Raw genomic sequence first — 13341 nt, forward strand, 5'->3', positions numbered from 1 at the left:
CTAAAAATAAATCGAAAACAAACACTAAAATGGCAGAGAAAAACCCAACCCATACCCCGGAAGAAATCCAAGCACTCTGGGACGAACTCCTTTCTATAGAGGAAATAGATGACCGCCGAAGAATCATTTTTGAAGACACAAGAAAGAAAAGACCCAAGTTCAAAGCCTTGGCGGAAAACAACGCATTTGAGCTTTTCACTGAACTAGGTGGAAATGATTCAATGATTGAGGTAACCGAAAACTGGGCATTTGAATACACCTATGAGAATTGGGTAAATGATTATGGCGAAGAGGAAGAGGAGATTGATGAAGAAGAAAAAAAACGCCGTGAAGAAGACGAAAATTGGGAAGATGACTATGAGAAGAAAAAAACATCGCGCGAATTAGAGTGGGACCTGGAGGAAGAGAGCATACAACGTGCACATGATACCGGGTATTGGCTGCAAACCTGCCTTTGCATCTTAGAAGGGCCTGATGATGTTTCCTTGCCTTTCATCTTTGGATTTACAGAGGGTGAGTTTGATGGATCTGTTCTGGAAAATCCATACACCACTAAGGACGGGGATGTTTCCTTCGGAATCCCGTTTTATTAAAATTTGAAAACCAGGATCAAGGTATCCGGAAATTAGATTTTACCCTATTTCCAAAGCCTTGATCCCATTTATGCCAATCCCATAAGGAATCGGAATCATAAAAAGCTTAATACCATCAAACCGAATCATTCAAAATAATTGAAATCATTTTACTACTACTTTAATTAAAAAACTATGATAACCAATCCAGATACTGAAGAACCCATTGCCTGTCCATATTGCGAGAGTGAAGAAAACTGTGAACATTTATTTGCCCTTTACGATGTGACCTTTGATTCACTTGACGGTGGATATATTTTTGATAAAATTGATTTAGAAGAACTTCTCACTGAATTTTTTATATCCCAAATAAATAAGTGTGGATATCCTGCAAATCCATTAGAATTTGAAAATGAAACCCTTCAAGCCCTTTGGGAGGAAATCCTGTATGAAGACCGATGTAACTTCAATGCGGAAAAAAATGAGTGGGAAATTGACATACCTAACTATAATTTATTACTCTTTGAAGTTCTGGATGACCTTATCTATCCAGAATACGGTGAATTTGAAGGCGGCCCAGGTCAAACATCTTCTTACAGAATTTACTATACAGAGAATCCGGAAGAGGATCTCAATAGTTTGATCAAAAGAATAAAGGCTTTGCTTGAGGTTTGTTCGTGAAATTTTCATATAAAGTCGTGACCAAAAAATCGCCTTCAAATTATTTACTTTTTAGGATAAGTTTAGATTGAGTTCTTATAAAAATAGTGCTACTTTTCCAATGACAAGATTTAGTTCTGGTCTCAGCTCAATAGATACTAATCACTTAATTGGAAGTGAGGAAATGGATTCAGATTAGCTTCACGGTTAATTTTTCTGATTTCATTTCAAAAAAAAGTTTAGCTCAGAGTAAAGTTTTGTCATTTATATGAAGATCACCCCTGAATATTAAGGTTTGATATGAAAGAAAGCGTTTTCGTAAAAATTTCTGAATTAAGAACCGTCGTTGGTTTCTTAATGGAAGATAGAAAGTGGTGGAACACTCAATTCTTTGAGTCTAGTTCAAAGGATTTCTTAGGTTACATCTTCCCAAAATCCATTAACCAAAAAATGAATTTTTACCTCGATCCAATCAGGCATCTGGTTGATTCAGAGGTAGGGGCTAATTATTACCATCTCTTCAGACTCCCGATTCAGGTGGAAGAGAAACTATTCAAAATGGCAAAAATACAAGTAGAGGATAAATCCCTTACGTATGACGGTGCTTTGGAATGTTTGAAAAGCCTTTCAGAGGACTTATCAATTGAGCGACACCATGGTCCTATTAATATTGGATCAACAGAAAGGATAGATTCAGACATCATTCAGGTCCTAGCAGCTCATTACCTTTCTGCTTTTGAGCATGATTACAAAGTTCACCCATATCTGAATTAATGACCTCACCAAGATTCAATTACAACAGTAACCTCGCTAAAGGATCGGGATTGGTCAATGAAACTCTGGCGCTTATCGAGTTTTATGAAATTGGCGAATCTAAGTCCGAATTCATAACTCGTTGTATTTCCCATAATATCCTCAATAAGTCTACTGAGCATCGAACGAAAGATATCATCAACCTGGTATTCTTTGATCGATATTGGAAAGCCAATGAAAATACAGTTAAAAACTTAAAGTTATTGCGGGAAAGCGGACTAAGCCTGGATTCACTCAAGTCCATCCTGTTCGTTTACACGAGCCGGGCAAATAAGGTCCTTTTTGATTTTGTTTTGGAATTACGGAAAGAGAAACATTCAAAAAAGATCACAAAGGACACTTCGAGGAGCTTCCTTTTAAGGGCAATTTCTGATGGAAAAGCCCCAGCCTGGAGTGATTCAATGATTTCACGAGTTTCTTCCTACCTGGTTTCTTGTTTAAATGATTTTGGACTACTGGACAAGGAAGGATTTCTAAAAGTAACTTCTCCTAATACAAAAGTGTGTAGTTTTTTCTTGCACGAACTTCACTTCAAGGGATATAGTGATCAAAAAATTGTCGAAGATGAAATTTGGTCTTTATTGGGATTCGAGTTTCATCAGCTGATTAAAGAAATTGAAAGAATTTCCTTTAAAGGAACATTCATTTTTCAATACTCGGGAGAGATTCTAAAAATTGGGTGGGTTTTTAAAACCATGGAGGAATTTATAGACTATGAATGCAGATAAACGATATAGCGATTTACTGGACTACTTGGTTCAGCCCAAAGCTCATGACCATAGCGGTGATAAAACCATTTGTTATTTGACCTTTAGTCTAGACGACATCCAGAGTGTAAAGAAAAGGTTGAATGAAGGTTGGCTGGATCTTGCAAAGCATCGGGATCTTGAGCCAATATCCTTATCTCTTCATGAGGTATTAAAGTCTTTTTTCAGCCAAGATGACTATCGAATTGAGGCGGGTAAGGATGCTGTCGAAGATGAATACGAAATGAAAGACGTATATGAAAGTTTGGGCGAGAACCTTAAAAACCAACAAGTCATTGAGAATGCTATCCTTTCTAAGCAAGAGGAAGTCAAGCAACTAAAAAACGGAGTTTTGTTTATCACCGATGTAGAGGCAATTCACCCCTTTACCAGGTTCGGCCCTGTTGAACAGAAAATTTACAATCAAATCGAAGTTCCTATGATTATCATGTATCCTGGAGAAGTTTCCGGTTCCGCATTAAAGTTTTTGGGCTTCTATCCTGAAGATGGAAATTATAGATCAAAGCACTTTTAAAGAGTTAAGTTAATGACGAAGATTAAAGAAATATTTGGCTCAGACAAGAACATCTACCGGTCTATAGAGAAGGTAGTCACTTTTGGTAACGCTTCAGAAATCAATCTAAAAAATGAAATTTCTGAGTATGTGGTTACAGAAAAGCTCAAAGAGAATTTTGATAAGATCTTGGATTCTTTACATCGTGGCATGGAAGGGGGCTCACATGAGATCGGAATTTGGGTTTCAGGGTTTTATGGTTCAGGCAAAAGCTCCTTTGCAAAATACCTAGGCTATGGACTTCAAAAAGATTTAAAGGTTGAGAATCAACTATTCCTCGATAGGTTGTCAAACAGAATCAATTCTCTTCCTACTTCCCAATTATTTAAAAATATTGTCAACCAGTATGATCCTGCGGTCATTCTTTTAGACTGTGCCACTGAACAAATAAAAGGTGGTACACTTCCTCCAATCTTGGAGCTTTTAATTGCAAAGGTTAATCAGCTGGCGGGATATTCTACTGATAGCCAATTGGCCTATTTGGAACAGATGCTTCAGCAAGATGGTAAACTCAAAATCTTTGTAGATAAGATTAAGAGAGAACATGGAAAAGATTGGGATGAAATAAAGAACAGTGATCTTCTTAGGGCAAAAGGAATTGCCAGTAATCTTGCAGCTGAAATTTACCCTGAAATTTGGCCTGATAGCAGGTCATTTAAGATTACCAGAGTAGATGATATGCGAACGGATAAGCAAAAGGTAGAAGAATTGCTTTCCACAATTCGCAACATCACCGGAAAGGAAAATATAGTTTTTGTAGTGGACGAAGTGGGCCAATACATTTCGGCCAAGGATAGTTTGATTTTGTCCATGCAAGGGACATTGGAGAATCTGAAAGATATCGGAGGGGGGAAAGCTTGGCTCCTTGCCACAGCACAACAAACGCTCACTGAAGATAATCCCAATGCAAGGCTTAATTCTGATAAGCTTTATAAATTGAATGCTCGATTCCCAATTAAGGCTGAAATCGAAGCTTCTGATATTAAAGAAATATGTACCCAAAGGATTCTAGGAAAGTCCAGCAACTTCTCTGATCAATTACGGAATCTTTACAAGGCAAATGGAGAAAAGCTTCGCCATTATACCAAGCTAGAAAAGTGTGAGCGTACGATGTACGTAAAAGACGAGTTGGATGAAAAACTTTTCATCAACCTGTATCCATTTTTGCCGCAACACTTTGAGATCATCATTTCTCTTCTTGGCCGATTGGCAAAGATTACGGGCGGGGTTGGTCTGCGTTCCGCAATCAAAGTCATTCAAGACATTCTCACCGAAAAATTAGCGTCCGAAAGCAATCCTTTGGCAGAATTTGAAGTGGGGAAATTGGCTACTACCTACCATATCTATGATGTATTGAAGGCTGATATCAGAAAATCCTACAGCCATATCGTTGGAGCAGTGGATAAGATTACCACTCTTTATGGAGAATCCTCAGACCAGGCCAAAGTCTCCAAATCCATTGCGGTATTACAGTTACTTGATGATTTTCACCTCTCCACAAAAAATGTGGCTTCACTGATGCACCCTCATGTCAGTAGTGATTCTGTTTTTGCAGAGGTTAGTTTGATCATTGACGAATTAAAAAGTACCCCGGGATGTACACTCAATGAAATTGATGGACAGTTAAGGTTCATGACTGATGCCATCATCAGCATTGAGCTGGAGAAAAATAAAATTCTTCCCTCAACTGGTGATATTAGGAAAATCTATGAATCCATCTTGACGGATATCTTCACTCCTGTACCTAGTGCCAGATTGCTGAATACTAAAACTGTCAGATCTGGTGTCAATTTTAATCAGGATGGAAAGGTTTTTAAATTATTGGAGACCAATGAGGAAATTCAGTTGGAAGTACTGCTATTGAGTGCAACAGAATATTCAAAAGTATTGGAGGACCTTCTCAAATCCAGCACAGATAAGTCTCAGTCATCTAGATTCTTTCTCCTAGGCAAGATGGAGAAAGACATTACCAACGAAATCATCGAAATTGTCAAATGCGAGGGGATCTATAATACTCGAAATAGATACGAAGATAAGGAGATCAATGATTACCTAAACAGCCAAGACCAAGAGGCAAAAAGGCTGAAGGACTCCGTCCGTAGAGTTATCATTCAGAGCTTTGAAAAAGGTGAATTTGTCTTCAGGGGGACAAATAAACCTGTCATATCGTATGGTAATAAATTCAAGGAATCCGCGAATAGCAGGTTAAAGGAAGTGGCTGAATTGGTTTTTGAAAAGTACAAACAAGCACCACTTCTTATTGGAGGAAGTGATGCTGAAAAGTTACTCTCTTATACTGATTTGAAAATGCTTCCCCAAACACTTAATCATTTTGACTTAATCAAAAGTGATGGTTCAGTAGATCTGGATAAAGAAGCGATTATATCGATTAGAGAGTATATTCTCAGAGAAGATCATGTAGAAGGTAAAAGACTCTTAGACCATTTTGATTCTGCGCCCTATGGATGGAGTAAAGACACCACGCGGTTTTTAGTGTCGGCTATGTTCCTCGCCTCAGACATCAAACTCAGGCTAAGTGGTCAAGACATCAAAGTAAAAGGTCCTAAGGCAATTGAGTCATTAAAGAATGTCAATGGATTCAACAAAGTAGGAATTTCTGCCTATCAAGCTACCGAAAAACCCTCCAATCCAATGCTAGCTTTATCGGTTCAGCGGCTAACCCATTTGACAGGAGATCAAGTGCCACCGCTGCAAGACCGAATAGCAGAGGTAGTAAGAAGACATTTCCCAGAGTTTCAAACCAAGTACTCTTCCATAAAAACAAAGCTAAATTACCTCAAGCTTCCTGGCCAGGATAAAGCGCAAGAAGTACAGGATGGGATTGCCGAGGTTCTGAAAGGGGAAGGTTCTGACGCGGCATTCCGATTAGGCAAACCTGATTCTGATTTGTTTGAAAATCTGAAATGGATTGCCAGTGTTCACAAGGGATTTGAACAAGGAATGGAGCACGCCTTCAAAGAGGCAAATTCCTTGAAAGACAGTATTGAGGCCTTACCAGATTCTGGAATACCCAAAGAGCTCAAAGAAAACACCCGAAAAGATTTTGAGGCCATTGAGGATATTCTCTCTGACCATTCATTTTTCAATCGTATTTCGGATCTGAAAGATGCCATTTCCAATATCAAAACCCTTTGTGCTGACTATTGCCAAAAATTGTTGACTTCAGAAAATGAAAAAATTGAAGCTGAGGTAAAACAAATTAAGTCCGGAAAAAACTGGTATGGATTAACCTCTGAACAACAAGATATCCTTTCTGAAGAGATTGACGGATTGGTCATTGAAAACAAACAAGGGCTCGAAGGGATCAAGGAAGTTTTGAATTCCAATTACGTGGTTACCAACAAGATTCTGTATGTCAGAGAACAGCAAGCGGAATATCTCAAATCAAAACCGCTGCCAGCAAAACCTCTTGATGGAGCGAAAAAAGTAAAAAAAGATTTATCCACCTTCTCCAAGACCATTTCATCCGAGCGTCAACTCGATGACTTGATTTCAGCCTTGGAGGCAGTAAGAGGGGAATTAAATGCAGGTAATGAAATTGAAATAAACTGGTAAGATGTCTTTATCCCAAGGAGCTAGAAATAAAATCAAATCCTTCGTACAGGCTGCGAAGAAACTGTTGATGAGTGAATTTGAAACTCAACTTCAACAATTTTATGGTATTCGACCGAACGGTACCTGTCTTCTGGTAGAGGAGCTTACTTCAAGAGAGGCATCCGTCATCGAAACGGCTAGGCTGTTGAGACAGCGACTGCATTATTTGGAATCTACCATTGCTGGTGACAATAAAGCCCCAGAAGCAGTCCGACAACTAGTACGTGAACAGGCTTTTACCATTCTTAACCGTTTCGCTGCGCTCCGAATGTCTGAGGAACGAAACATCATCCGGGAGTCTATTCGCAACAGCTATAATTCGGAGGGTTTTTTGGTCTATGATCAGTTAACCGGTGGAGCTAAAACAGCCGATCAGTTCACCCGGTACAAATGGTATATCGGTCATGTTTTTGACGAATTGGCCATCGATCTACCTGCGGTATTTGACCGCTTCTCCCCATACGCTTTATTGTTTCCTTCGGAGCGGGTATTGTTGGATTTGTTGACGATCATCAATGAGGAAGAGCTGAATATCTATCGGGAATCTGGACACCAACCTATCAACCTGTGGAAAGAAGACGAAACGATCGGCTGGATCTACCAATACTACAATAGCAGAGAAGAAATATCGGAAATGCGGGATGCATCTGATGCTCCACGAAATAGTCGAGAGCTGGCGGTCAGAAACCAATTTTTTACCCCCCGCTATGTCGTACAGTTCTTGGTGGACAATAGCTTGGGTAGGCAGTGGTATGAAATGACCAAGGGAACAACCACCCTGAAAGACCTTTGCCAGTACATGGTCAAGCAATCTTTAGAAATCTTTTTGGAGAAAGGGGAAGCTATTCCGGAGACCAAAGTAGATGGAGCACATTATGTGGAATTCAGAGCCCTCAAAGATCCCCGGGAGATTCTCTTTCTCGACCCTGCCTGTGGTTCTATGCACTTTGGGCTGTATGGCTTTGATCTTTTTGAGCAGATCTATATCGAGGCATGGGATCATCATCCAGCTCTGCTTCGAGACTTGCGGGATCAATACCTTCGAGAGGACTTTATCAAGGAAATCCCGGGATTAATTTTACGATACAATATTCACGGGGTGGATATTGACCCCAGAGCAATCCAGATTGCAGGTCTAAGTTTGTGGTTGCGCGCTCAAAAGAGTTTTGATGCACTGAATCTTCAACCAGCAGATCGACCTTCCATCAGCAAAAGTAATTTGGTTATTGCAGAACCACTTCCTGGGGATAAGCAACTGCTAAGTGAGTTTTCTAAATCCCTCCCCGGACCGATTGGGAAATTAGTGAGGATTATTTGGGATAAAATGCAATTGGCAGGGGAAACGGGGCTTCTGCTCAAGATCGAGGAAGAGCTTAAGAAAGAGATCGAAATAGCCCGACAGGAATACGAGCAGTTTAAACACTCAACCACACAGGCATCCCTTTTCGGAAGCAAAGAGGAGAATAAAGTGGCTGAGATGGCGGCCATCTACGGCAAAGGACAAAAAATCTCCAAAGACTTTTTTGATACTGCAGAGGAAGAAGTACTCAAAGCCTTAAAATCCTTTGCAGAAAATGCAGAAGGGGAAGATGCATTTCAAAAATTACTCTTTGCAGAAGATACCGCAAGAGGCTTTGCCTTTATTGAATTATGCCGAAAGCGATATGATGTAATTGTGATGAATCCTCCGTTTGGAGCAGGATCTATTTTAACAGAGGATTATTTTAATGAAAACTATCCAAATTGGGGAAAAAACATTCTTTGTTGCTTTTTTTCTAGAATGACCGACCTCTTAAAACAAAGTGGAGAATTAGGCTCTATTTATGACAGAACGGTTTTAATAAAGAGTTCTTACGAGTCATTCCGAATTGACTCACTTATCAGTAAAATAACTCATTTAATTGATACTGGATGGGGAGTACTTGATGCAAATGTTGAAACAACTGCTTCAGTCCAAAGTAAAATGAAGAAAGATTCTATAGGCGTATTTATAAATCTTCAAAGTGAAAGCAATAAAGAAATTTCACTATTGAAATCTATAAATGATGTAAGCAGACAGAAATGGATGAAATCATCCAGCTTTACGAATTTACCTAATGCAGTTATCGGATATGATTGGAATGAAGAAATTGTCGAGCTTTTTAGAAAATTTGATTCATTAGAAAGAAATGGAGCTCAGGTTAGAGAAGGCCACAATTTAGTGTCAAATGAACATTTTAGGCTTTTTTGGGAAATTAAAGAACATGAAATATATCGCACACTATACAATGGCGGTCCATTTTCAATGTTTTATTGTGTTTATAGAGAGAAAACTATCTATGGAAAAGATGCAACATTAGTTGAAAAAAACAAAAAAGTTACACTCAGAAATCTTTCTTACCATGGATTGCCGGGTGTTTGTTTTGGGAAAAGAGGTGATATTATAGATGCCCATATCTTTAAGAAAGATATGATTTTCACTTCCGAAGGCAAAGCAATTCCAGATTTGAATCATAATGATGCATTAATCACTCTTGCATTTTTAAATTCGAGTTTGGCTCAATATGTTATAAATTTATATTGTGGTCAACATAAGCACGTAGGATATATAAATATTCTTCCATTTCCAAAATTGGATTCAGAAAAAACAAACTCAGTAATTCAAAACACTGAACGCATAATACAAATTAAAAGAAAATATTATTCATTTGATGAAACTAACCTTGAATATGAAGGAATTCTAAATCAGTTAGACGATTTATCTAATATAAAAAACAGCATCAAAAATTTGCAGAATAGCTTAATAAGTGATCATCAAAATTATTATGAAAGCATTGATTTAAATGATAAGATTTGGTTAGAAGGAAGTGGTTTAGGTTTAAATTCGAAGAATTTGATTGGAAGATATAAGACAAATCGACCAACGGAAACTTTATTTTTTACAAATTATTTTGTAGATCCTTCTGTGTTCCTATCGGAAGTATGTCAGGAAATAATTCAATTTTCTATTGGTTTTGTTTTTGCACGTTGGAATGATCAAGCAGTCAAAGAAAAAAACAAAATAAATAAGTCTTTTTTTGATAGATTACCAAATAATCCTCGACTACTTAGAGAGATTGGCGAGAGGAGTAATTTCAAAACACTATCTAATGGTTTTATTTCAAATGATAAGGATTCAAATTATTCATTATTTCAATATTTGTCGTCATTCTTCTTAGAAACAGGGATCAACTTGGAGAATTTAGGGCACCATATTGAAAACAATATGTTCAATGGAAATTTGGAAAATTATATAAATAATCCTTCCGGATTTTTTAATTATCACTATTTAAGATATACTAAAAGTAGACGAGAAGCTCCTTTATTTTGGCCTATTTCCACAAAATCAAATTCTTACACTGTTTGGATTTACTATCCCAAACTAAGTGAATCCACTCTTTTTTCGGTGATTAATCAATTGATTGAACCAAAAATCAAAGAAATATCAAAAATGGTTGAAGTTTTAGGAATGAATAGTTCTGCGAAAGAGCTGAATGATAAAAAGGAATTTCTAGCCGAATTGGAAGATTTTAAGGAAGAGCTATTAAGGGTCTCACAACTTCCATACAAACCCAATCATGATGATGGAGTACTTATTACAGCAGCACCATTGAACAATCTTTTCCGCCATTCAAAATGGAAGAAATCTACTCAAGACTGCTGGGAAAAATTGGTAAAAGGAGAATATGATTGGGCTCACTTAGCCTACAGTATCTGGCCAGAAAGAGTTCGCAAGAAATGTAAGAAGGATCTAAGCATGGCTATAGTCCATGGCCTTGAGGATATCTGTGAAGTCAAGCCCAAGGAAAAGAAGGTGAAGGAAATAAAATCCGCATCTCAGCTCAAACTAGATTGATATGATCCGAGAGTTTATTAAAAGTCATTTTCTAAAAAAGCTGGAATCGGGTAAGGGATTAGTCATTTACGATCCTTGCCTATTTTATAAAGAAATTGTATTGGACCTTCAGAGTTCAGAGGTCAAGGTGTTTGATGCCTCCGAAAATGTGGTCCTAGCCAGAGAAGAGGCCTTGGACTATTGGGTGCATGAAATGCCCAAAAAGGAAAACGCAAAGCTGGTAGTCTATGTGCCTTTTGAGCTTAAGAAGGATCAGGATGAACTGACCTTTGATCCGTTTATTCTTTTCTCAGCCGGAGGAAGGCTTTTTCCGGATGAAGCTGCCGATGAATACAAGCAGTTGTGCTTGGCGGCCTTGCCAGAAAAGGAATTCAAGATCGAGGAGTTTTTCAAGGAAGACAGCCATCCCTCCTTTGATGCCATTGATGCCTTGGTGGACGGTAATAATTACCCCAAGTTAAAGAGTGGCTTAAAAGCCAGTTCAAATGTGGAAATATTGATAGCCATCCTTGTGCCTTCGGCGGATCAAGTTGCTTTCTTGGAATCAGATAAGACTTGGGTGAAAGAATTCAAAACCTTCACCAAGTCCGTTTTGGGAGTAGGATTACAGAAACAGAAGTATGAAGGGATTAGCCAAGAACTTTGGAATCTGGTTCTCTACAGCGAGTTTGTGCATGATCTACCGATTGGAATTCCCTCACCATTGAAAGATGTTTCGCTAGCTACGATTCAGTCCAAACAACTGATACATGAGGTATGTAATCAGTTGAGGAAACGGAAGGATTTGGAGGAGCTCTATGTGGTGCAAGCCAAGCGGGTGAGTGAGGAACTCTCTCTGCCCAAGCTCTTTGCAAGTGAAACCAATTTGGGTCATATCAATACGTTTGCCTTTGAAGATTCAGCCTATTTCAAGGTTTTCAGAGACTTTTTACTGAAGGGTAATTTAGATGATGCTGAAATCATTCTTAATCAATCTCTTAGCTCTATTTGGAGCACCTATGATGATGATAGACGCTTGTCTTGGATGATTGGTCGAAAAGCACTTCACATCAAGAAACTGAGTCAAAAATTACGAGCAAAGCTCAAAGGAAATAAAAACCTCCAACCGCTGGTAGAATGGTATGCACAAGAAGTCTGTGAGCTCGATACGCTTCATCGAGAGTTGGATAAAAATGTAGCAGAAATCATTTCTGTTTCCGAGTTATTGAAAACAGTTCACAACTACGCAGTCAGCGCCTATCTAGAATTCACGGAAGATGTTCAGGATCTATTCCTCCGATTGATTGAAGAAGAAGGGCTTAGCTCCTTGTCAATCCAGCGAAACATTGATCTTTTTGACCGAAAAGTTGAGCCCTTGGTAAAATCCGGAAAAAAGACCGTCTATTTCTTGGTAGATGGAATGCGCTACGAATTAGCAAAGCAACTGAAGGCTGGTCTGGAGAAATCTTCATTTCAAACAGAGCTGCAACCAAGCTTGGCATTCATTCCAACGGTAACCAAGTTTGCTATGGCTGCTTTGATGCCTAAGGCTTTTTCCAACCTTAGTCTTAAAGTTAAGGAGGATAAATTGGAACCCTACCTAGCTGGATTGGAGTCTTCAACCCGTGATTCACGAGTCAAGTATGTGGCAGGAATATATGGAGACAAGGCTTCTTGGGCTTGGGAAAAAGACATAATAGCTGGGAAGTATATGCAGTCAGACCTACTTTTTGTAACCACTACCGAAATAGACCAGGCAGGAGAAAGTTCACCGGACAATGCACAGTTCTTGATCGAGCAGGCTTTGACCAAAATCCTAAAGGTCTCCAGTATGCTGAAAGAAAAGGGATATGAGGAATTTGTTCTGGGCTCAGATCATGGGTTTGTCTTGCTACATGAGTACAAGCCAGGCAACAAAGCCGAAAAACCGGTAGGCGAATGGTATTTGCAAAAACCAAGATGCCTGGCCGGAAAAGGTTCCGGCAATTCAGACCATTTAGAACTCAAAGCCTCAGATCTTGGAGTAAAGTCTGAAGTAGATCAATTTCTGTTTCTAAAGAATTTTGCCACTTATGAAAAGGGGAAACAATTCTTCCATGAGGGTATTTCATTACAGGAGGTTATTACACCCTGTATGACCTTCAGACCAGAGAAATTGATTCGAAAAGAAGTAATTCAGGTAAACCTTACCTATAAAGGGAAGACTTCCGGGGAGATCACTACGATGAGACCAATCTTGGAAGTAGCTTCCTTCAGCGAATCCCTATTTGGAGGAAACTTGGATGTACAGATCGAAGTGATAAGTGGAAACAAGCAAGTAGGCTTTTTGACACCTTCTGAGCATGTAAACTCCACCACCGGTTATTTGGAAATCGAACAGGGAAAAACACTGAAATTTTCAATTGCGATGGAGGAGGATTTCGATGGAGACTTCACAGTGATTGCCAAATCTCCTTCCACCGGATTAATCCTTTCCGAATTGAGCTTAACCACAAACTATTTGTAAAC

General features: G+C 38.8%; 8 protein-coding genes. All 8 read left to right on the forward strand.

Annotated elements, in window-relative coordinates; all coding sequences use genetic code 11:
- Nucleotides 1-29: 29 nt before the first annotated feature.
- On the forward strand, nucleotides 30-593 hold the full coding sequence (locus ACFPIK_RS08895; protein WP_377914347.1) for a hypothetical protein: 564 nt from the start codon (nucleotides 30-32) through the stop codon (nucleotides 591-593).
- Nucleotides 594-767: 174 nt separating this feature from the next.
- Nucleotides 768-1253: a hypothetical protein gene (locus tag ACFPIK_RS08900; protein WP_377914349.1), complete on the forward strand. Its 486-nt coding sequence runs from the start codon at nucleotides 768-770 to the stop codon at nucleotides 1251-1253.
- A 279-nt stretch (nucleotides 1254-1532) separates the two neighbouring features.
- Nucleotides 1533-2006, forward strand: coding sequence for a BrxE family protein (locus tag ACFPIK_RS08905; RefSeq protein ID WP_377914351.1), 474 nt, complete (start codon nucleotides 1533-1535; stop codon nucleotides 2004-2006).
- Nucleotides 2006-2773: a BrxA family protein gene (locus tag ACFPIK_RS08910; RefSeq protein WP_377914353.1), complete on the forward strand. Its 768-nt coding sequence runs from the start codon at nucleotides 2006-2008 to the stop codon at nucleotides 2771-2773. The genes ACFPIK_RS08905 and ACFPIK_RS08910 overlap by 1 nt, the downstream gene beginning before the upstream one ends.
- Entirely contained in the window at nucleotides 2760-3326 is a 567-nt protein-coding gene (locus ACFPIK_RS08915; protein ID WP_377914355.1) for a BREX protein BrxB domain-containing protein, read from the forward strand. Before ACFPIK_RS08910 ends, ACFPIK_RS08915 begins: the two co-directional genes overlap by 14 nt.
- A gap of 12 nt (nucleotides 3327-3338) precedes the next feature.
- Nucleotides 3339-6941 (forward strand): BREX system P-loop protein BrxC, encoded by a 3603-nt coding sequence (gene brxC, locus ACFPIK_RS08920; protein WP_377914357.1) that lies wholly within the window; start codon nucleotides 3339-3341, stop codon nucleotides 6939-6941.
- Between the two features lies 1 nt (nucleotide 6942).
- Nucleotides 6943-10854 (forward strand): BREX-1 system adenine-specific DNA-methyltransferase PglX, encoded by a 3912-nt coding sequence (pglX, locus tag ACFPIK_RS08925; protein WP_377914359.1) that lies wholly within the window; start codon nucleotides 6943-6945, stop codon nucleotides 10852-10854.
- Between the two features lies 1 nt (nucleotide 10855).
- Entirely contained in the window at nucleotides 10856-13339 is a 2484-nt protein-coding gene (locus tag ACFPIK_RS08930) for a PglZ domain-containing protein (protein ID WP_377914361.1), read from the forward strand.
- The last annotated feature ends 2 nt before the right edge of the window (nucleotides 13340-13341 follow it).

Origin of the sequence: Algoriphagus aquatilis (assembly GCF_042657405.1) — a bacterium.
In the GTDB taxonomy this organism is placed as follows: domain Bacteria; phylum Bacteroidota; class Bacteroidia; order Cytophagales; family Cyclobacteriaceae; genus Algoriphagus; species Algoriphagus aquatilis.

Excerpts from the sequence above, each read along its gene's own strand:
- ACFPIK_RS08895 (WP_377914347.1), top strand. The coding sequence starts at position 30 with ATGGCAGAGAAAAACCCAACCCATACCCCGGAAGAAATCCAAGCACTC.
- ACFPIK_RS08900 (WP_377914349.1), top strand. The coding sequence starts at position 768 with ATGATAACCAATCCAGATACTGAAGAACCCATTGCCTGTCCATATTGC.
- ACFPIK_RS08905 (WP_377914351.1), top strand. The coding sequence starts at position 1,533 with ATGAAAGAAAGCGTTTTCGTAAAAATTTCTGAATTAAGAACCGTCGTT.
- ACFPIK_RS08910 (WP_377914353.1), top strand. The coding sequence starts at position 2,006 with ATGACCTCACCAAGATTCAATTACAACAGTAACCTCGCTAAAGGATCG.
- ACFPIK_RS08915 (WP_377914355.1), top strand. The coding sequence starts at position 2,760 with ATGAATGCAGATAAACGATATAGCGATTTACTGGACTACTTGGTTCAG.
- brxC (WP_377914357.1), top strand. The coding sequence starts at position 3,339 with ATGACGAAGATTAAAGAAATATTTGGCTCAGACAAGAACATCTACCGG.
- pglX (WP_377914359.1), top strand. The coding sequence starts at position 6,943 with ATGTCTTTATCCCAAGGAGCTAGAAATAAAATCAAATCCTTCGTACAG.
- ACFPIK_RS08930 (WP_377914361.1), top strand. The coding sequence starts at position 10,856 with ATGATCCGAGAGTTTATTAAAAGTCATTTTCTAAAAAAGCTGGAATCG.